This is a genomic window from Streptomyces altiplanensis (genome assembly GCF_053591575.1).
This window is the reverse complement of sequence record NZ_JBSFUB010000042.1, coordinates 1-20,605: the sequence shown is the minus strand read 5'-3', so window position 1 is coordinate 20,605 and position 20,605 is coordinate 1. Positions and strand designations below refer to the sequence as shown.

The 20,605-nt window shown below is 73.3% G+C and carries 13 protein-coding genes; 8 read left to right on the top strand and 5 right to left on the bottom strand.

What is annotated here, in order from left to right; genetic code table 11:
* Positions 1–130 precede the first annotated feature (130 nt).
* Positions 131–385, top strand: a complete 255-nt coding sequence (locus ACWD0Y_RS19495) for a glutaredoxin family protein (RefSeq protein ID WP_093799160.1) — start codon at positions 131–133, stop codon at positions 383–385.
* A gap of 134 nt (positions 386–519) precedes the next feature.
* Here ACWD0Y_RS19495 and nudC read toward each other — a convergent pair whose 3' ends face one another.
* The 5 genes from nudC to ACWD0Y_RS19470 form a co-directional block, all read right to left on the bottom strand.
* Positions 520–1,464 (bottom strand): NAD(+) diphosphatase, encoded by a 945-nt coding sequence (gene nudC, locus ACWD0Y_RS19490; RefSeq protein WP_450261605.1) that lies wholly within the window; start codon positions 1,462–1,464, stop codon positions 520–522.
* 70 nt (positions 1,465–1,534) lie between these two features.
* Entirely contained in the window at positions 1,535–2,935 is a 1,401-nt protein-coding gene (locus tag ACWD0Y_RS19485) for a dipeptidase (RefSeq protein WP_450261575.1), read from the bottom strand.
* A 10-nt stretch (positions 2,936–2,945) separates the two neighbouring features.
* Positions 2,946–6,653, bottom strand: coding sequence for a UvrD-helicase domain-containing protein (locus tag ACWD0Y_RS19480; protein ID WP_450261574.1), 3,708 nt, complete (start codon positions 6,651–6,653; stop codon positions 2,946–2,948).
* A gap of 51 nt (positions 6,654–6,704) precedes the next feature.
* A complete protein-coding gene (locus ACWD0Y_RS19475; protein ID WP_450261573.1) occupies positions 6,705–10,232 on the bottom strand; it encodes a UvrD-helicase domain-containing protein in 3,528 nt (1,175 codons plus the stop codon).
* A 227-nt stretch (positions 10,233–10,459) separates the two neighbouring features.
* Positions 10,460–10,861, bottom strand: a complete 402-nt coding sequence (locus ACWD0Y_RS19470; RefSeq protein WP_450261572.1) for an MGMT family protein — start codon at positions 10,859–10,861, stop codon at positions 10,460–10,462.
* A 152-nt stretch (positions 10,862–11,013) separates the two neighbouring features.
* On the opposite strand from ACWD0Y_RS19470, the gene ACWD0Y_RS19465 reads away from it, so the two are divergent.
* From ACWD0Y_RS19465 to ACWD0Y_RS19435, 7 genes are all read left to right on the top strand, one after another.
* A complete protein-coding gene (locus ACWD0Y_RS19465) occupies positions 11,014–13,722 on the top strand; it encodes a lysylphosphatidylglycerol synthase transmembrane domain-containing protein (RefSeq protein ID WP_450261571.1) in 2,709 nt (902 codons plus the stop codon).
* A gap of 118 nt (positions 13,723–13,840) precedes the next feature.
* Complete coding sequence (locus ACWD0Y_RS19460; protein WP_450261570.1) at positions 13,841–14,236, top strand: TOBE domain-containing protein; 396 nt, start codon at positions 13,841–13,843, stop codon at positions 14,234–14,236.
* Positions 14,237–14,282: 46 nt separating this feature from the next.
* Positions 14,283–15,059, top strand: a complete 777-nt coding sequence (modA, locus tag ACWD0Y_RS19455; RefSeq protein ID WP_450261569.1) for a molybdate ABC transporter substrate-binding protein — start codon at positions 14,283–14,285, stop codon at positions 15,057–15,059.
* On the top strand, positions 15,056–17,020 hold the full coding sequence (locus ACWD0Y_RS19450) for an ABC transporter permease (protein ID WP_450261568.1): 1,965 nt from the start codon (positions 15,056–15,058) through the stop codon (positions 17,018–17,020). The genes modA and ACWD0Y_RS19450 overlap by 4 nt, the downstream gene beginning before the upstream one ends.
* A gap of 97 nt (positions 17,021–17,117) precedes the next feature.
* A complete protein-coding gene (locus ACWD0Y_RS19445; protein WP_450261567.1) occupies positions 17,118–18,680 on the top strand; it encodes an alpha/beta hydrolase in 1,563 nt (520 codons plus the stop codon).
* A gap of 126 nt (positions 18,681–18,806) precedes the next feature.
* Positions 18,807–20,399: an alpha/beta hydrolase gene (locus ACWD0Y_RS19440; protein ID WP_450261566.1), complete on the top strand. Its 1,593-nt coding sequence runs from the start codon at positions 18,807–18,809 to the stop codon at positions 20,397–20,399.
* On the top strand, positions 20,396–20,605 hold a 210-nt coding region (locus tag ACWD0Y_RS19435; protein ID WP_450261565.1), incomplete at its 3' end, for a hypothetical protein. The genes ACWD0Y_RS19440 and ACWD0Y_RS19435, both read left to right, overlap by 4 nt.

Sequence of the window (20,605 nt, the reverse complement as noted above, 5' to 3'; positions counted from 1 at the left end):
TCCACAGGGGCCGGGCGCCGGTCGTACTAATGCGGGATGCGGGAATGGCGGTCGGGCCGCGTACGTTCACACACTGGCATTTCCGACTCACCGGGGACACGCCCCGGCGAACCAGAGGAGCGCATACGACATGCAGGGCACTGTGACGATGTACAGCACCACGTGGTGCGGCTACTGCCGTCGGCTCAAGAGCCAGATGGACCGTGAGGGCATCGCGTACACCGAGATCAACATCGAACTGGACCCTGAGTCGGCGGCCTTCGTGGAGAAGGCGAATGGCGGAAACCAGACGGTCCCGACCGTCCTCGTGGTCCCCGCCTCCGGTGAGCAGACGGTCATGACCAACCCGAGCCTCGCCCAGGTCAAGCAGGCGCTGGCGGTCTGAGGCGCGCGTACACAGAGCAGCACAGGGCAGCTCGGAGCAGCACAGAGCGCTCGGACCCGGAACACGTACGGAAGGGCCCCCGGACAGCGCGGCAGCGCGGGGGCCCTTCCGTATGTCGCGGGAGGCCGCGGGGACTACGGGTTCAGCGGCTTCGGCAGGGGCTTGCCGTACCAGAGCTCCACCAGGCGGGCCGCGATGGAGATGCCCGAGGGGGACACGATCTCGCCGGACTCGATGGCGCTCCGCAGGTCGTCCCTGGAGAACCAGCGCGCCTCTTCGATCTCCTCGCCGTCCACGTTGATCTCCGACGATATGGCGCGTGCCATGAAGCCCAGCATCAGGCTGGACGGGAACGGCCACGGCTGGCTGGCGACGTACTCGACGCTGCCGACGGTGACGCCCGCCTCCTCGAAGACCTCACGGGCCACCGACTCCTCGATCGACTCGCCGGGCTCCACGAAGCCCGCGAGCGTCGAGAACCGGCCTTCCGGCCAGTGCACCTGGCGGCCGAGCAGCGCGCGGTCCTCCTCGTCCGTGACCAGCATGATCACAGCGGGGTCGGTACGCGGGTAGTGCTCGGCGCCGCACGCCTGGCAGCGGCGGATGTGCCCGGCCGCCGCGATGACGGTGCGCTCGCCGCAGCGCGAACAGAAACGGTGCAGCCGCTGCCAGTTCTCCAGGGCCACCGCGTGGACCATCAGACCCGCGTCGCGCGGGGAGAGCAGGAGCCCGGCTTCGCGCAGGCCCGCCGGCCGCGCGGACTGGTCCATCCGGCCGGGCAGGGAGTCCTTCTGGAGCGCGAAGTAGCTGACGCCGTCCTCGTCCGTACCGAGGAAATAGCGGTGCGTCTCGGTGACCGGGGCCTCGAAGGCCGGGGTCATGACGAGTTCGGTGCGGCCGTCCGGGGTGTCGTCGATCAGGGCCTGGCCACCGGAGACCACGAAGACGCGGGTCGTCGGGTGGCTCCATGCCGCGGCCAGCCAGGCCTCGTCGAGGCGGTGGTGCGCGGCGCGGTCGATGCCGCTCGGGGCGGTGAGCCCGATCGGCCGCTCCGTGGTCCGCGCGGTCTCCGTGGTCAGGCCCGTGTGGTCGGTCGAGGTGCTCACAGGTGCTTCCAACTCCCCCTGGTGGATTCGGACGGTGTCAGGTTCAGGAGGCGCGCCAGTGCGCCGCGAAGTCGCCCCACAGGTACGCGGCGGTCTCGACGCCCTTGAAGAGCAGGTCGAGTTCGACCTTCTCGTCGGGTGCGTGCCAGCCGTCGGACGGTACGGAGATACCCAGGAAGAGCACCGGTGCACCGAGTACGTCCTGGAGGTCGGCCGCGGGTCCCGAGCCGCCCTCGCGCGTGAAGCGGATCTTCTGGCCGAAGGCGCGGCCCATGGCCCGTACGACGGACTGGAGGGCGGGGTGGTCCAGCGGCGTCAGGCACGGGCGGGTGGCGGCGCCGAACGTGATCTCGTGGCGGATGCCGGCCGGGACACGGGATGCGGTCCAGTCGCGTACGGCCTGCTCGATCTTGTCCGGGTCCTGGCCTGCGACCAGACGGAAAGACAGCTTCAGGTGGGCGGAGGACGGCACGATCGTCTTGCCGCCGGGGCCCTGGTAGCCGCCGCCGATGCCGTTGACCTCGGCGGTCGGGCGGGCCCAGACGCGCTCCAGGGTGGTGTGGCCCGCCTCGCCGAGGGTGGCGCGGGACTTGGCCGTACGCAGCCACTCGGCCTCGTCGAAGGGAAGCTCGGCGAACAGTTCGCGCTCGCGGTCCGTGAGCTCCACGACGCCGTCGTAGAAACCGGGGATCGCGATGCGCTCGTCCTCGTCGTGGAGAGCGGCGACCAGGCGGGCGGCGACGGTGGCGGGGTTGGGGACGGCGCCGCCGAAGGATCCCGAGTGGATGTCCTGGTCGGGGCCGTACAGCTCGATCTCGCAGTCGGCCACGCCGCGCATGCCCGTGCACACGGTCGGGGTGTCCTCGGACCACATGCCGGTGTCGGAGACGATCACGGCATCGGCGGCGAGGCGCTCGGCGCGCTCCTCGACGAGGGCGCGGAAGTGCGGGGAACCGGACTCCTCCTCGCCCTCGACAAGGAGCTTGAGGTTGACGGCGGGGGCGGTGCGGCCGGTGGCGGCGAGGTGGGCGCGTACCCCGAGGGTGTGGAAGAACACCTGGCCCTTGTCGTCGGCGGCGCCGCGGGCGTAGAGCCTGCCGTCGACGATCTCCGGCTCGAAGGGGTCGGTGTGCCAGCCGTCCGCGCGGGCGGCGGGCTGCACGTCGTGGTGTCCGTAGACGAGGACGGTGGGGGCGGCCGGATCGCCGCTCGGCCACTCGGCGAAGACCGCCGGGGCGCCCGCCGTGGGCCATACCTCGGTGACCGGGAAGCCGGTCTCCCCGAGCTTCGCGGAGAGCCATTCGGCGCTGCGGCGCACATCGGCCGCGTGGACGGGCTGCGCCGACACGGACGGGATGCGCAGCCAGTCGGCGAGGTCGCCGAGGAAGGCCGCGCGGTGCGTGTCGATGTACGTACGGACGACGCTGTCCGGGGTGTCGCTCATGTCCTTGAGCCTATCCGCCCGCCGGTGGGGGCTCGTCCAGCAGGATCCGTTCGAGCTCGGCGCGGCCGGGAAGGCGGGCGGGGCGCGCGATTTCGCCGGTGCGTACGTAGAGGAAGGCGGCGGCCACGGAGTCGAGCGGCAGGTCGTGCTGCTCGGCCCAGGCCAGACGGTAGAGCGCGAGCTGGAGGGGGTCGGCGGTGTGCGTACGGCCCGTCTTCCAGTCGATGATCTCGTACGCGCCGGTGTCCTCGTCGCGGTACACCGCGTCCATGCGGCCCCGGATCACCCGGCCCGCGAGGGTGAGGTGGAAGGGCACCTCGATGCGGTACGGGGTGCGGCGGGCGTACGGGGTGCGCTCGAACGCCTCCTTGAGGGCGGCCAGGTCGCGCTCGTCCGCGATCTCGGCCTCGGTCCCGTCGCCGCCGGGCAGCTCGTCGGGGCCGAGCATGGGCAGCGGCAGCTCCTCGAAACGTGACTCCACCCACGCGTGGAACCGGGTGCCGCGGCGGGCGGCGGGCTGGGGCGGGCGCGGCATGGGGCGGGCGAGCTCGTGGGCGAAGCCGTCGGGGTCGGCGGCGAGCCGCAGGAGCTGGGATGCGGTCAGGGAAGGGGGGACGTGGACATCGCGGGTGGTGGCGCGGGCGCGGCGGAGCTCACCGGCGAGGGCGTCGAGGTCGCGGTCCCAGGAGGCGATGGCGCGGGCTTCCTCGGGGGTGAGGGAGCCCGCGCTTCGGCCCGCCTCTTCCCGGGGCTGCGGAACGAACCCTGCGGGCCCTCGGGTCCCGGTGAGGCGCGTCGCGTCCGCCGGGTCCGTCGGGTCCGTCGCGTCCGTCGCGTCCGTCGGGTCCGTCGCGTCCGTCGGGTCCGTCGGGTGGGGGCGTGCGGGCGTGGCGTCGTGGCCCCGGGCGCCGGAGGCGGGGTGGGCGTGCTCCGGGGCGGCGCCGGGGTGCTCGGGGGCCGGGGGGGTCCGGGGTGCGGGTATGGCGCCGGGGCGCAGGGTGGACCAGTTGTCCCAGTCCGCCGGGCCGGGATCGCCTTCGCCTTCGCCTTCGTAGAACGCATCGGGAGGGCCGTCGGACTCGTAGAACGCGTCGGGAGGACCGTCGGCACCGGCGCCGGCGCCGGCCGCCGTGGGGCGTTCCGTGAGGAGGGTGTCCCAGTCCGCCGGACCGGCGTCGGAGTCTTCGTCCGCGCCGGCGGGCTCCTCGTCGGCCCGGTCCGCGGCCAGGTCCTCCAGGTGCGCCATGACCGTCTCCGCCGCCCGGCGGCGGCGGGCCATGGACGTCGGGTCCAGCGGCAGGGGCCAGGCGCGGTCCGCCGCCGATTCGCGCAGGGAGGGGTTCTCCTCGTCCTCCGCCGGCTCGTCCGCCCATGCCTCGATCTCCCCGAAGCCGGCCGCGCAGTGGTCGTACAGCGCCCGCAGGAAGCCGGAAGGGCCGCGCGGTTTCTTCTGGGTCGGGCCCCACCAGTGGCCCGAGCCGAGCAGCAGCGAACGCGGGCGCGTGAAGGTGACGTACCCGAGGCGGAGTTCCTCGGTGTGCTGGTGGGCCTTCATGTCGTCCTTGAACGCCTTGATGCCCTTGCTGTCCCACTCCCCCACGTCCGGCAGGGTCGCCGCGTCACCGCGCAGCGCGTGCGGCAGCACCTTGGCCTGGGACGTCCAGGAGTCGCGGGACTGCTCGCTCGGGAAGTGGCCCGTCACCAGGCCCGGCACCGCCACGACGTCCCACTCCAGGCCCTTGGACTTGTGCGCGGTGAGCACCTTGACGGTGTTCTCCCCGCCGGGCAGGGCGTTGTCCAGGCCCTTCTCGTACTGGGCGGCGGTCCGCAGGAAGCCGAGGAAGGCCAGCAGGTTCGCCTCGCCGTCGAGCGCCGCGAATCCCGCCGCCGTGTCCAGGAAGTTGCTCAGCGTCTCGCGCCGGCGGGCGGCCAGGGCGTGCGGTGAGGCGGACAGTTCCACTTCGAGGCCCGTCGTGGCGAGCACCCGGTGCAGTACGTCCATGAGCGGGTCGGCGAGCGAGCGGCGCAGGTCGCGCAGCTCGGCCGCGAGGCGCGCGAATCGGATCCGGGCGTCCGCCGAGAAGGGCAGGCCGTCGTCCGTACCGCCGGACTCCAGGAAGGTGTCGAGCGCGTCGGCGAGGGAGACGACCTCCGCCGGGTCCACGCCCTCGACGGCCTCGGCCAGTCTCCCGTCGGGGTCGGTCTCCGGGTCGGCTCCCGGCGCGCGGTGGACGAGCAGGCGCGCCCGGCGCCCCAGCAGCGCCAGGTCGCGCGGGCCGATGCGCCAGCGCGGGCCGGTGAGGATGCGGACGAGCGAGGCGTTGGCGCCCGGGTCCTGGAGGACCTCGCAGACCGCGACGAGGTCGGCCACCTCGGGGAGGTGGAGCAGCCCGGAGAGGCCGACGACCTCGACCGGTACGTCGCGGGCCACCAGCGCGCCCTGGATCTCGGCGAAGTCCCCCGCCGTACGGCACAGGACGGCGATCTCGCCCGGCTCCTTGCCCGTGCGGACGAGGTGGGCGATCGAGTCGGCCAGCCACTCGATCTCCTCCGCGTGGGTGGGCAGGAGGGCGCAGCGGACGATGCCGTCGCGCTCCGCGCCGGGGGCCGGGCGCAGTGCCTCCACGCCCTCGTGCATGGCGCGCAGGGGGACGGCCAGGCCGTTGGCGAGGTCGAGGAGGCGACCGCCGCTGCGGCGGTTCTCGCTGAGCGAGAAGCGGGACGCGGGGCTTCCGTCGGCGTACGGGAAGTGGGCGGGGAAGTCGTCGAGGTTGGCGACGGAGGCACCGCGCCAGCCGTAGATCGCCTGGCAGGGGTCGCCGACCGCCGTCACGGCGTGCCCGGTGCCGCCGCCGAACAGGCCGGAGAGGAGGAGGCGCTGCGCGACCGACGTGTCCTGGTACTCGTCGAGGAGGACCACCCGGAATTCGTCGCGCAGGATCCGGCCGGTCTCCTCGCTGGTGAGTGCGAGCTCGGCGGAGAGCGCGATCTGGTCGCCGAAGTCGAGGAGGTCGCGGCTGCGCTTGGCCTCGCGGTAGCGGGTGGTGAGGTCGAGCAGTTCGAGGCGGGCGGAGGCCGCCTCGGGGACCTTGCGCAGGTCGGCGTTGGAGAGCTTGACGGACGCGAGGGTGCTCAGCAGTCCGGTGTCGTACGCCGCGAGGCGGGCCGGCTTCACGAGGTGCTCGGCCAGCTCGGCGTCCAGCGCCAGCAGGTCGCTGACCAGGGACGGGAACGACCTGGTCAGCGCGGGGTACGGGCCGGGGGCCTCGCGCAGCACGCGGGCGGCGAGCTGGTAGCGGGTGGCGTCGGCGAGGAGGCGGGCGGTGGGTTCGAGGCCGATGCGCAGGCCGTGGTCGGCGAGGAGCTGCCCGGCGAAGGCGTGGTACGTCGAGATCCGGGGCTCGCCGGGAGGGTTGTCGGGGTCGATGACGTCGGGGTCGGTCACCCCGGCGCGCACCAGCGCCTTGCGCACGCGCTCGGCGAGTTCACCGGCGGCCTTGTTGGTGAAGGTCAGGCCCAGCACCTGCTCGGGGGCGACCTGCCCGGTGCCGACCAGCCACACCACGCGCGCGGCCATGACCGTCGTCTTGCCCGAACCGGCTCCGGCCACGATGACCTGCGGGGCGGGCGGTGCGGTGATGCACGCCATCTGCTCCGGGGTGAACGGGATGCCGAGGAGCTCTTTGAGCTCCTCGGGGTCGGTGATTCGAGCTGACACCCGAGAGAGGCTATCCGGCCCCACTGACAGCGACGTTCCGTGACGCCGGCGCTACTCGACGATGTGGCGGCCCTCCGGCTGCGCGCTGCACGCGGCGCGGAACGCGCAGTGCGTGCAGTGCTGGCCGGTGGCCGGGCTGAAGCGTTCGTCGAGTACGCGGCCCGCGGCGGTGGCGAGCAGATCGCCGACCCACTCCCCGGCGAGCGGCTCCTGCGCCTGGATCTTGGGGAGGGCCTCCCCGCCGTCCTTCTTGGCGGCCGGCTGCCGCAGCTGTACGAGTTCGGCGCCGCCCGGCTCGGGGCGCGTCCCGCCGAAGACGTCGTCCACCGCGCCTTCCCGTACGGCGAGCTGGTAGACGGCCAGCTGGGGGTGGTGGGCGACCTCCTCGCGCGTGGGGGCCGCTTTCCCCGTCTTGAAGTCGACGACGTACGCCCGTCCCTCGGCGTCCGCCTCGACGCGGTCCATGGAACCGCGGATGCGCACCTCGTACTCGCCGCCCGCCTCCAGGGTCACGTCGAAGTCGTGCTCGGTCGCCACCGGGGTGCGGCCGCCGCGGTCCATGACGTGCCACTGGAGGAAGCGTTCGAGCGCCACGCGCGCGTGCTCCTTCTCCTGCTGGGACTTCCAGGGGGCGTCGAAGGCGAGGGCGTCCCAGACGGAGTCGAGGCGTTCCATGAGTACGGCGAGATCGGCGGGTGTACGGCCGGACGCGACCTCGTCGGCCAGGACGTGCACGACGTTGCCGAAGCCCTGCGCGGCGGTCGCGGGTGCGTCCGCTTTCACCTCGCGTCCCAGGAACCACTGCAGGGAGCAGGTGTTCGCGAGCTGGTCCAGGGCGCTTCCCGAGAGCGCCACGGGCTGGTCGCGGTCGCGCAGGGGGATGCTGCTGTGCGTCGGGTCGTACAGGCCCCACCAGCGGTACGGGTGCGCGGAAGGGACCAGCGGCTGGCCGTCCTCGTCGGCGAGGGCGGCGAGGCGGGCCAGCCTGCGGGCGGCGGCGTCGCGCAGGGCGGGGGTCGCCGCCGGGTCGACGGTGGTGGCGCGCAGTTCGGCGACGAGGGCGGCCACGGCGAGCGGGCGGCGGGGGCGGCCGGTGACGTCCCTGGGCTCGACGCCGAGTTCGGTGAGGAAGCGGGAGGGCTGGTCGCCGTCGTCGGCGGGGGCCTTGACGGCGGTGACGACGAGCCGCTCGCGCGCGCGGGTCGCGGCGACGTAGAAGAGGCGGCGTTCCTCGGCGAGGAGGGCGCCGGGGGTGAGGGGCTCGGCGAGGCCGTCGCAGCCGATCCGGTCTGCTTCGAGGAGCGAACCGCGGCGGCGCAGGTCCGGCCACAGGCCCTCCTGCACGCCCGCCACGACGACCAGGCGCCACTCCAGCCCTTTCGAGCGGTGCGCGGTCATCAGGCGTACGGCGTCGGGGCGTACGGCGCGCTTGCTGAGGGTGTCGGCGGCGATGTCCTGGGCGTCGAGCTCTTCCAGGAAGTTCAGGGCGCCGCGGCCGCCGGAGCGCTCCTCGGCGCGGGCGGCGGTGTCGAACAGCGCGCACACGGCGTCGAGGTCGCGGTCGGCGTTGCGGCCGGCCGGTCCGCCGCGCAGGGCGGCGCGTTCGAGGCGTCCTGGCCAGGGGGTGCCGTTCCACAGCTCCCAGAGGGCCTCTTCGGCGGTGCCGCCGGCTTCGAGGAGGGTGCGGGCCTTGCGCAGGAGCGTGCCGAGGCGCTGGGCGCCACGGGCGTACGCCGGATCGTGCGCGGCCAGGCGCTCGGGTTCGGCGAGAGCGCGGGCGAGCAGTTCGTCGGAGGGCGGCGGGAGCCGGTTGCCGGCGGCACGCTCCTCGTCGCGCAGGGCGCGGCCGAGACGGCGGAGGTCCGCGGTGTCCATGCCGGCGAGCGGCGAGGCGAGCAGCTCGGCGGCGGCTTCCGTGCTGAGCCAGGTGGTGGCGGCAGCGGGCGGGGCGGGGCTTGTCCGGTCCCTCTCTTCCTCTTGCTCTTCCTCGGACTGCGGGGCGGGCTCCCCGGGCTCCCCGGGCTCCCCGGCAGCGTCGGTGTCCTGTCGCGCGGCGGACGTGTCCGGTCCGCCAGGAACGTCGGTTCCGCTGCCGTGGGCCGGCGCCGGCACCGCGAGGGGCGGTTCTCCGGTGGCGGAGCCGGATTCCCGCGACACGGCGGGGGACGGGGCGACCGCCGCCTCGGCCACTGCCCTCAGGGCCGTCAGCAGGGGGGCCACCGCGGGCTCGTGGCGCAGGGCGAGGTCGTCGCCGTCGATCTCCAGGGGGACGCCCGCGGACGTGAGGGCCCTGCGTACGGCGGGGATCGTGCGGCCGCCGGCGCGTACCAGTACCGCCATCTCTTTCCACGGCACGCCCTCCTCCAGGTGGGCGCGGCGCAGGATGTCCGCGATGTTGTCGAGCTCCGTGCCCGCCGTGGGGTAGGTGAAGACCTCCACGCGGCCCCCTTCGCGTACCGGAGCCAGGTCGCGGTGGGCCCGTACCTTCTCGGCCGGCAGGCGCGTCAGCGGCATCCGGCGGGTGAGCAGGCGGGTGGCCGCCAGGAGGCCGGCTCCTGAGCGGCGCGAGGTCGTCAGCACCTCCACCGGAGAAGGGGAGCCGTCCGCTGCGCGGAACCTGTCCGGGAAGTCGAGGATGCCGCCGACGTCCGCACCACGGAACGCGTAGATCGACTGGTCCGGGTCGCCGAAGGCCACCAGGGTGCGGCCGGAGCCGGCCAGGGCGTGGAGCAGACGGACCTGCGCGGGGTCCGTGTCCTGGTACTCGTCCACGAAGACGGCGTCGTACCGCGCGCTGAGCCGCCCCGTGGACTCCGCCCGTTCGGCGAGCAGCACCGCGCGGTGGACCAGTTCCGCGTAGTCCAGGACGCCCTGCATGTCGAGTACGTCGAGGTACTCGGCCAGGAAGGCCGCCGCGGCCTTCCAGTCGGGCCGTCCCGTACGCGCCGCGAAGGCTCCGAGGGCGTCGGGGCCGAGCCCCAGCTCCCGGCTGCGCGCCAGCACCGCGCGGACCTCGTCGGCGAAGCCGCGCGTGGTGAGACAGGCGCGCAGTTCGTCCGGCCACCGGACGGGGGAAGGCAGGCCGGTGTGCTCCAGCTCGACGTGGCCGGCGAGCAGGTCGCGTACGGCGACGTCCTGCTCGGGACCGGACAGCAGGCGCAGGGGTTCGCTGAAGAGGTCGCTGTTCTGGTGGGCGCGGACCAGGGCGTAGCAGAAGGAGTGGAACGTGGTCGCCTGCGGTCCGTACGCGCCGCCGAGCCGCAGCGCCAGCCGGTCGCGCAGTTCCACCGCCGCCTTGCGGCTGAAGGTGAGCACCAGGATGCGCGCCGGGTCGGCTCCCTTGGCGACGCGCGCGGCGACGGCCTCCACCAGGGTCGTCGTCTTTCCGGTGCCCGGTCCCGCGAGGACCAGCAACGGACCGCCCGGGTGGTCAACCACAGCGCGCTGCCGTGCGTCCAGGAGAGGGGGATCCACCGGGCCCGGCGGGGTACGCACCAGTCGGTACGCGCTCGGGGTCCGCTGCCGCGCCTGACGGTGCGGAGGATTCCAGGCGGAACCTGTGGAAGTGGAGGAGCTCACGTGGATCGCCGGTCCTGGTGGGTGTACGGGTTGACTTGCCGCGCGCGGAGCGCGGTGGGTGCGGGATGAGCGCTCTGCGCGTGCCGCGTCCAGAGGACGCTACGCCAGTGGGCGGCGGGGACGCAGCGAATCCGCCTCGTACCCGGTCCGGCGCCCCGGTCCGTGTCCCTCCCCGCGCCCCGTACGCTCCCGGCGCCGCCCGCCGCGCCGCCGCATACTGGAGGCTGTCAGGTGTGAGCCGTGTGAGTTTGTCCACTTCCGCCGACCGGACCGCCGGCCGCGGCGCCGTCCCACCGCGCCCGCTTCATGTCCAGGCGCGGCAGATGGTCCCCGGACTGCCGGGAGGCCGTGCGCAGCGGGGTGCCCTCCGCGCGGTAGTGCCCCAGTGCGCGCAGTTCGTGGCCGGGCAGCAGCGCGCCGTCGGAACGCACCACGCGCCACCAGGGCGCGCCGCCGCCGTAGAGCGCCATCACCCGCCCCACCTGGCGGGGGCCGCCCTCCTCGAGCCACTCGGCGACGTCCCCGTACGTCATCACACGTCCGGGCGGAATCATCTCCGCCACCTCCAGCACGCGCTCGGCGTACTCGGGGAGTGCGGGGGCTTCCGGCTCGTCGTTCATCCGGCCCATCCTGCACCACGGCACCGACAGTGCGCACTGCTCCGTGGGGCGTGCCCAAAACACCGCACGCCCCCGCAATGCACCCTGATGCCCCCCTCTGTCATTCGGTCATGCCACCATCATCCGGGCGGTGACAGGTGATACGAGATCGAGAAGACGCGATGAAGGAGCAGGGCGTGCAGCCTCCCCCGGCGGCGAGCACCCCTGGCGCCGAGTCGCGCCCTGACGCTTCCGAGAACGCTCCCGAGAGGCCCACGAAGAACATGAACAGCGGGCCCGCGGGAAGCCACATCGACCGAGTGTCCGGCGACGAACCGCTGCTCTCCGCGCGCGTGCACCGCCCCTCCGACCTGGTACGGCTGCTCGTCGGCGTACTGGGCATCATCTGCGTACTGGCCATCGCGGCCTTCGCGCACGGCACCGCGTCCGGGCTCGAGCAGGACATCAGCAAGGGCACGGGCCAGACCCCGGACGTCTTCATCAAGCTGGCCGGCCTCATCTCCAGCATCGCCGTGCTGATCCTCCCGGTCGCCTTCGCGATCGAGCGGCTGGTCAAGCGCGACGGACTGCGGATCGCGGACGGCGTTCTGGCGGCCGTGCTCGCGCACGGTGTCGCGCTCGCCACCGACCTGTGGGTCTCCGAGGCCGCCCCGGACACGATCAGGGAAGCGCTCACCCAGGCCGCGGAGAACGGCGGACTGACCGATCCCGTGCACGGATACCTCGCGCCGGTCATCGCCTACATGACAGCCGTCGGCATGGCCCGCAGGCCGCGCTGGCGCGTGGCGCTGTGGGCGGTGCTGCTGCTCAACTCGTTCGCCGTACTGGTCGGCCGCCAGACCACTCCGTTCTCGATCATCGTCACCGTGCTGATCGGCTGGACCGTCGCGTACGGGACGCTCTACGCCGTCGGGTCCCCGAACGTACGGCCCACCGGACAGACCCTCCTCGCGGGCCTGCGGCACGTCGGCTTCCGCCCCGTGACGGCGATGCGCGCCGAGGACGTGCCCGACTCGGCCGAGCAGGGCGACCGCGGGCGGCGCTATCTCGTCACCCTGGAGGACGGGCCGCCCCTCGACGTCACCGTCGTCGACCGCGAGCAGCAGGCGCAGGGGTTCTTCTACCGGGTGTGGCGCCAGGTGACCCTGCGCGGCATCACCCAGCGCCGCTCGATCCAGTCCCTGCGCCAGGCCCTGGAGCAGGAGGCGCTGCTCGCGTACGCCGCCATCGCCGCCGGGGCCAACGCGCCGAAGCTGATCGCCACATCCGAGCTCGGCCCCGACGCCGTGATGCTCGTCTACGAGCACCTGGGCGGCCGCTCCCTGGACTCGCTGCCCGACGAGGAGATCACCGACGAGCTGCTGCGCGGTGCCTGGCGTCAGGTGAAGGCCCTCCAGTCGCGCCGTATCGCGCACCGCAGACTCGTCGGCGACGCGATCCTGGTGGATCGTTCCGGCAAGGTCATCCTGACCGATCTGCGCGGCGGTGAGATCGCCGCGGGCGACGTCGTCCTGCGCATGGACGTCGCCCAGCTCCTGACGACGCTGGGGCTGCGCGCGGGCGCCGAGCGCGCCGTGGCCGCCGCCGTGAAGGTGCTGGGGCCCGACGCGGTCGCCGACAGCCTGCCGCTGCTCCAGCCGATCGCGCTCAGCCGCTCCACCCGCGCGACGCTGCGCAGGCTGGCGCGCGAACGGTCGCAGCGCGAGCGCGAGGCGGTGCTCGAGGCGTCGCACGCCGCCAAGGCGGCCGAGGCCGGGGAGCCCGGCACCGGCGAAGCCGCGGCGGCCGGTGGCCGCAAGTCCGTACGGGCGGGGAAGAAGGCCGAGAAGGGGGCCATAGAGGAGGCCCTGGAGGAGGCGCGCGAGGAGGACCTGCTGACGCAGATCCGTCACCAGGTGCTGCTCATCCGGCCGCAGGCGCCGATCGAGCCGGCCCGCCTCGAACGCATCAGGCTCCGTACGCTCGTCAGCGTCGTCGCCGGCGCGTTCGCCGCGTACTTCCTGATCTCGACGCTGATGGCCAACGACATCACCGAGGCGATCGCGAAGGCGGACTGGCGCTGGGCCGCGGTGGCCGCGCTGTTCTCCGCGCTGAGCTACCCGGCCGCGGCGATGAGCCTGCTCGGCTTCGTTCCCGAGAAGGTCGCCTTCTGGCGGACGGTCAAAGCACAGGTGGCCGGATCCTTCGTGAAGCTGGTCGCGCCGGCGGCGATCGGCGGTGTGGCGCTCAACGCCCGTTTCCTCCAGCGCGCCGGGGTGCGTCCCGGGCTCGCGGTGGCGAGTGTCGGCGCCTCGCAGCTCTTCGGCCTCGCGAGCCACATCACGCTGCTGATGATCTTCGGCTATATGACGGGCACCGAACACACCCCCACGCTCTCCCCGTCCCGGACGGTGATCGCGGGGCTGCTGACGGCGGCGGTGCTGGCGCTGGTGGTGACGGCCGTGCCGATCCTGCGCAGGTTCGTGGTGACGCGGGTGCGGTCGTTGTTCGCGGGTGTGGTGCCGCGCATGCTCGACGTGCTGCAGCGGCCGCAGAAGCTGGTCACCGGTATCGGCGGGATGCTCCTGCTGACCGCGGCGTTCGTGATGTGCCTGGACGCGTCGATCCGCGCCTTCGGCAGCGAGGTCCACCTGAGCTACGCCACCGTCGCCGTCGTCTTCCTGACCGCCAACGCGCTCGGTTCCGCGGTGCCGACGCCCGGCGGTATCGGCGCGGTCGAGGGCGCGCTCATCACGGCGCTGACGTTCGCGGGCCTGCCCGCCGCAGTCGCGACCCCGGCGGTGCTGCTGTACCGGCTGTTGACCTTCTGGCTGCCGGTGCTGCCGGGATGGCTGTTCTTCAACCACCTGACGCGCAAGGAACAGCTCTAGCCACCTCTGGTCACCTCTGGCCACCTCTGGTCACTTCGTACGAGCCGCGCCGCATCTGCTGGGAGCATCACCCGATCTTCCTTGCAGGTGCGGGCCGAACGGCCTTACATTGCCGCACATGCGGTCCTACACCACTCAACAGGCGGCGCGGCTCCTCGGCGTCAGTCCCGACACCGTCCGCCGCTGGGCCGACGCCGGCCGGATCACCACGCGCAGGGACGAGACCGGCCGGCGGCTGATCGACGGGCCCGTTCTCGCGGCGTACGCCGTCGAGCTGGCCCAGCAGGCCAACGAGCACGGCGAGGTCCCGTACACGACCGCGCGCAACGCCTTCGCCGGGATCATCACCGCGGTGAAGCTCGGCGACGTCGCCGCCCAGGTCGAGATACAGGCGGGCCCGCACCGGCTGGTCTCCCTGCTGACCCGGGAGGCCGTCGAGGAGCTCGGCCTGGAGGTCGGGATGGAGGCGGTGGCCCGCGTGAAGTCGACCAATGTCCACATCGACCGCGCGTGAACCGGCGGTGTTCCCGCCGACCACAACCGACACTCCGGGGGTTTCCATGCGCCGTACCGTCCTGCCCGTCGTCGCCGCCTCGCTGCTCGTCCCGCTGCTCGCCGCCTGTGGCGCCGAGGACGGCGGCGGGGGGCCGCAGGCCGGCGAGAAGACGGGTACTGCCGAGATCACCGTGCTGGCCGCGGCCTCGCTCACCGATGTCTTCGAGGCGGCCGGCGCGGCGTACGAGAAGGAGCACCCCGGCACGGAGGTGACCTTCTCCTTCAACGGCTCGCAGGAACTCGCCTCCCAGGTGCGCCAGGGAGTGCCCGCCGACGCGCTGGTCACCGCCGACACCACCACCATGGACGGGCTGAAGGAGGACACCGGCGACCCGGTCGTCATCGCCAGGAACCGCCTCACCATCGCCACCGCGAAGGGCAATCCGGAGAAGATCGGCGGCCTGGAGGACCTCTCCAGGGGCGGCCTGAAGGTGGTTCTCGCGGCGCCCGAGGTGCCGGTCGGCCGCTACAGCCAGAAGATTCTGGACGGGGCGGGGGTGAAGGTGAAGCCCGTCTCCCAGGAGCCGAACGTGCGCGCGGTACTGAGCAAGGTGGAGCTGGGCGAGGCCGACGCCGGTCTGGTGTACGTGACGGACGCCGCGGCGGCCGGGGGCAAGGTCGCCACGGTCGCCGTACCCGACGCGCAGAACGCGGTCGCCTCGTACCCGGCCGCGGTCCTCGACGGCTCGGAGCACGGCGAGGAGGCCTCGGACTTCGTGCGGTGGCTCACTTCCCCGAAGGCGCAGAAGCTGCTGCGCGACGCGGGGTTCCAGGCGCCGTGAGCCCGGTGAAGGGGCGTGCGCCGCTCACGCTCACGCTCCCGGCGGGGCTGGCTGTCGCCTTCCTGCTGCTCCCGCTGGCGGGGGTGCTCGCCGGCACGCCGTGGTCGTCGCTGCCCCGGCGGCTGTCCGCGCCCGCCGTGACCGAGGCGCTCGGCCTGTCACTGGTGGTCTCCGGGTGGGCGCTGCTCCTGTCGCTCGTACTGGGCGTGCCGCTGGCGTGGCTGCTGGCACGGGTCCCCTTCCGCGGCAAGGCTCTGGTGCGCGTTCTGGTGATGCTGCCGATGGTGCTGCCGCCGACGGTCGCCGGTGTGGCGCTCCTCCAGGGGTACGGGCGGCGCGGGCTGATCGGTGAGCAGCTGTCGGACTGGTTCGGGGTGAGCCTGCCGTTCTCGGCGGCGGGGGCGGTCGTCGCGTCCGCGTTCGTCTCGATGCCGTTCCTGGTGATCAGTCTGGAGGGGGCACTGGCCGGGCTGCATCCCCGGTACGAAGAGACGGCTGTTTCGCTCGGTGCGTCACCGCTGCGGACGTTCTTCACGGTGACCGTCCCGATGGTCGCTCCGGGACTGCTCGCGGGTGCGGCGCTGTGCTGGGCGCGGGCACTGGGCGAGTTCGGGGCGACGATCACCTTCGCCGGCAACCTGCCGGGCACCACGCAGACCCTGCCGCTCCAGGTCTACCTGCTGCTGCAGAACGACCCGGACGGCGCCGTGGCGGTGTCCCTGCTGCTGCTCGCGGTGGCGACAGCGGTACTGATCGCCCTGCGGGGCCGCTGGCTGGGCCCGCAGGGCGCGGACCGCGGCGCGCCGGCGACGGTGCCGGCTCCCGAGGACGACGCGCCGTCTCCGGGTGCCCTGCCTGCGGGCCCGGACGCCGTTCCCGGGAACGCGCCCTCCGCGGGTGACGCCGGTGACCGGTCCGGCGACGTTCCCCGGTGGCCGCTGGCCGCCGAGGTCGACGGGCACGCGCGCGTGGGGCTCGATGTCGCGGGCGGCCGTACGGTCGCCGTCGTCGGCCCCAACGGGGCGGGCAAGACCACCCTCCTGCGCGCCCTCCTCGGACTCACCGACCGGGCCACCGCGCTCTCCCTCCGGCTCGGTGAACAGGACGTCGCTTCCCTCCCGCCGCACCGGCGCGGCATCGCCTGGGTGCCGCAGGACGGCGCGCTGTTCCCGCACATGACCGCGCTCGCCAACACGGCGTACGGGAGAACCTCCCAGGGCGCTTCCCGGGCACGCGCGCGCGGGGAGGCCCAGGAGTGGCTCGACCGGCTCGGCGTCGGCCACCTCGCGCACCGCAGGCCCGGCCAGCTCTCGGGGGGCCAGGCGCAGCGCGTCGCCCTCGCCCGCGCCCTCGCCGCACGCCCCCGCCTCCTCCTCCTGGACGAGCCGCTCGCCGCACTGGACCAGACGACCAGGGCCCGCGTCCGGCACGCCCTGCGCGACCACCTCGCGGGCTTCCCCGGCGTCTGTCTGATCGTCACGCACGATCCGGTCGAGGCCGTTTCGCTGGCGGACCACGTCCTCGTACTGGAGGAGGGCGAGGCCGTGCAGTACGCCCCTCCGGCGGAGGTCGCCCGGCATCCGCGTTCCCCCTGGGTGGCCCGGATGCTCGGCCGCAACGCCTGGCCCGGCACGACGACGGCCGACGGCCTGGAGCTGCGCGGCGGCGCACACCTGGTCGCCGCGGAACCGCTCCCCGGCGGCGCCCCGGGCCTCGCCGTCGTGGGCCCCGAGGCCGTGTCCGTACACCGGGACCGGCCCACGGGAAGCCCGCGCAACAACTGGCCGGGAACGGTCCGCGAGCTGACGGCGCACGGGAGCCGCCTGCGCGTCCTGATCGACGCGGCCCCCGAGGTCGTCGCGGAAGTCACTCCGGCGGCGGCCGCGGAGCTGGGGCTCGCGGAGGGGGTGCGGGTGTGGGTGAGCGTGAAGGCGACGGAGGTCACCCTGGTCGCGCTCTGAGCCGTACCCCGGTGCGCACGGCCGGCGCGGCTGCCCGTGCTGTCCCGAATGGCGCTCCCGGAGCGCACGCTCCCGCGTCCCGTCGCACGATGGATCCATGCCGACTTCCGCCGCCCCGCGTGCCGCGGCCGTTCTCACCACCGCAGCCGTTCTCGTGTCCCTCGCCGGCTGTTCCGACAGCGGCGGCCAGGGCGGGGGCGGCGCCGGGACCAGGGATCTCGCCGTCCAGGAGCTGGACTGGGCGGACTGCTCCGCCCCGTCCGTCGCGGAGGGCGGCGGCGCTTCCCCGGAACCCCTCCCCGGCGGCGACGCCTGGCAGTGCGCCTTCATGGACGCCCCGCGCGACTACGCGAAGCCCGACGGCGAGACGATCGAAATCGCGCTCATCCGCGCGAAGGCCCGTGACACGGACAACCGCATCGGCTCCCTCGTCTTCAACTTCGGCGGCCCCGGTGCTTCGGGCGTGACCGGCCTGCCCTCCCTGGCCTCGAACTACGAGCGGCTGCGCTCCCGTTACGACCTCGTCAGCTTCGACCCGCGCGGCGTCGGCCGCAGTGTGGGCATCCAGTGCCAGGACGACAAGGAACTCGACGAGTTCTACGCCCAGGACGGCACCCCGGACGACGCCGCCGAGGAGAAGGCCTTCACCGACAGCCTCGCGTCGTACGCCTCCGCCTGCGAGGAGAACTCGGGCGACGAGCTCCCGTACGTCGGCACCGCCAACGCCGCTCGCGACATGGACCTGATGAGGCAGGTCCTCGGCGACGACAAGCTGCACTACTTCGGCATCTCGTACGGCACCGAACTGGGCGGCGTCTACGCGCACCTCTTCCCCGAGAACGTCGGCAGGGCGGTCTTCGACGCCGTCGTCGATCCCACCCGGTCCTCCGAACAGAGCTTGCTCGGCCAGGTCAAGGGGTTCCAGCTCGCCCTGGACAACTTCGCCGAGGACTGCGTCGAACGCGGTGACGCGTGCGCGCTGCCCGGCGGTTCCGTGGAGGAGATCGAGGACTTCGTCGCCGGCCTCCTCCAGAGGCTCGACAAGAAGCCCGTCAAGGGCATCGGCGACCGCGAGCTGACGCAGAGCCACGCCGCCAACGGGATCCTCCAGGCCCTGTACTCCAAGGAGTACTGGAAGTACCTGGAGCAGGGCCTCGACGAGGCGGACGGCGGCAGCGGCGAGCTTCTGCTCACCCTCTCCGACTCCATGAACGGCCGCAGCCCCGACGGTTCGTACAGCAATATCGGCGCCGCCAACGCCGCCATCAGCTGCGTGGACAACAAGGCGCGTCACGACATGGCGCACACCAAGGCGAAGCTCCCCGAGTTCCGCAAGGTCTCGCCCGTCTTCGGCGACTTCCTGGGCTGGGGCCTGATGGGCTGCTCCGAGTGGCCGGTGCCCGGCGAGTCGGACACCCCCGACGTGAGCGCGCCCGGCTCGGCCCCCATCGTCGTCATCGGCAACACCGGCGACCCGGCGACACCCTACGAGGGCGCGAAGAGGATGGCCGGCGAGCTGGGCGAAGGCGTCGGCATCGAGCTGACGTACAAGGGACAGGGCCACGGCGCGTACAACAGCGGCGACCGGTGCGTGCAGAGAGCGGTGGACGCGTACCTGCTGAGGGGCAGGGTCCCGGCGTCCGGGACCGTCTGCCCGTAAGCCTGCCGCCGGTGCTGCCGGTGCTCCTGGCCGGAGTCCTGCCAGTGGCCCTGTCAGTGGTCCTGTCAGTGGCTCCGCCTAGGATGACGAATCCGCTTTCGAGTACCGGTGTCTGTGGGGGTCGCGGTGGCGCATCTTGTACGGGCAGTCGCCCTGGCGGCCGCCGCGCTGCTCACCGCGGGAGCCGCCACCGGCTGCGGCAGCGGCTCCACGGGCGGCGGGGACAAGTCCCCCACGCCCGCGACGGCCACCTCCACCGCCCCGCGGGGCGGCCACGACGCCGGCGAGCAGCCCGCCCTCCCCGCCGCGCTCACCGGCCAGCAGCTCGACTGGAAGCGGTGCGCCGCGCCCCGCAAGGCGGCCGGCAGCGCCGCCCGGGCCCCCGGCGGCGACTGGCAGTGCGCCACCCTCACCGCCCCGCTGGACTACCGCAAGCCGGACGGCGGGACGATCGGCATCGCGCTGATCCGCTCCCAGGCCACCGACGGCGACCGGCGCATCGGTTCGCTCCTGTTCAACTTCGGCGGGCCCGGCGGCTCCGGCGTGGCGGGGCTGCCCGGCGCGGCACCGGCGTTCGACACCCTGCACACCCGCTACGACCTGGTCGGTTTCGACCCGCGCGGCGTCGCGGAGAGCTCCGCCGTGGTCTGCCAGGACGACAAGCAGGCCGAAGCATCCTTCCGGCTGGACTCCACCCCCGACACCCCCGCCGAGGAGAAGGCCTACCTCGACGACTCGGCCGCCTTCGGCGCGGGCTGCGCCAGGCGTTCCGGAAAGGTCCTGCCGTACGTCGGCACGAGCAGCGCCGCCCGCGACATGGACCTGATCCGCCACGTCCTCGGTGACAAGAAGCTGAACTACTTCGGCTTCTCCTACGGCACGGAGCTGGGCGGCACCTACGCCCACCTGTTCCCGGAGAACGTCGGCCGCATGGCGCTGGACGCGGTCGTCGACCCGTCCGCGGACTTCGTCCGCCACGCGCGCAACCAGGCCCTGGGCTTCCAGCGCGCGCTGGAGAACTACTTCAGGAGCACCGGCACCACGGCAGAGGCGGGTACCGCGCGCGTCGTGCGACTGCTCGACCGGCTCGACAAGGAGCAGCTGACCACCGGCACCGGCCGCCCGCTCACACAGAGCCTCGCGGTCACCGGCATCATCGCCCCGCTGTACGGCGAGGACGGCTGGCCGGCACTGGCCAAGGCCCTGCGCGAAGCCGAGAACGGCGACGGCACGGCGCTGCTGACGCTCGCCGAGTCGTACAACGACCGGGACGAGGAGGGGCGTTACGGCACGGCGCACCACGCCCAGCGCGCCATCTCCTGCGCCGACGCCAAGGGCCGTGTGAGCGGCGAGCGGGTCAGGGCGGTCCACCTGGCCGACTTCCGGAAGGTCTCGCCCGTCTTCGGCCCGTACCTCGCCTGGGACCTGGCCGGCTGGTGCGCCTCCTGGCCGGTCGACGGGGAGCACGAGACCCCGGAGGTCGGCGCGGAGGGCGCGGCTCCCGTCCTCGTCATCGGCGGCAAGGGCGATCCGGCCACGCCGTACGAGGGTTCGCTGCGGATGGTCGAGGAGCTGGGCAGGGACGTCGGCGTGCAGATCACGTACGAGGGCGAGGGCCACGGCGCGTACCTCACGGCCAACGGATGCATCGCGCGCGCCGTCGACCCGTACTTCCTGGACGGCAGGGTCCCGGCGGACGGCACCACCTGCGCCGCGTGACCAGCAGCCGCGCGAAGCGCCGGCCCCGGTACGGAACGGACGCGGCGGACGCGGCGGGCGAGGCGGACGCGCGGGATCCGGCTCGCACCGACGGGCAGGAACGGAAGGGGCCGGAGCTCGATGCCGTACGTCGCGGAGATGGCCTGCATCTCCATGCCGTCGGTGATGATCAGCCCGTCGTAGCCGAGTTCCTCGCGCAGCAGACC

Excerpts from the sequence above, each read along its gene's own strand:
- ACWD0Y_RS19460 (WP_450261570.1), top strand. The coding sequence starts at position 13,841 with ATGCGGTCCTACACCACTCAACAGGCGGCGCGGCTCCTCGGCGTCAGT.
- ACWD0Y_RS19445 (WP_450261567.1), top strand. The coding sequence starts at position 17,118 with ATGCCGACTTCCGCCGCCCCGCGTGCCGCGGCCGTTCTCACCACCGCA.
- modA (WP_450261569.1), top strand. The coding sequence starts at position 14,283 with ATGCGCCGTACCGTCCTGCCCGTCGTCGCCGCCTCGCTGCTCGTCCCG.
- ACWD0Y_RS19465 (WP_450261571.1), top strand. The coding sequence starts at position 11,014 with ATGAAGGAGCAGGGCGTGCAGCCTCCCCCGGCGGCGAGCACCCCTGGC.
- ACWD0Y_RS19470 (WP_450261572.1), bottom strand. The coding sequence starts at position 10,861 with ATGGGCCGGATGAACGACGAGCCGGAAGCCCCCGCACTCCCCGAGTAC.
- ACWD0Y_RS19485 (WP_450261575.1), bottom strand. The coding sequence starts at position 2,935 with ATGAGCGACACCCCGGACAGCGTCGTCCGTACGTACATCGACACGCAC.
- ACWD0Y_RS19495 (WP_093799160.1), top strand. The coding sequence starts at position 131 with ATGCAGGGCACTGTGACGATGTACAGCACCACGTGGTGCGGCTACTGC.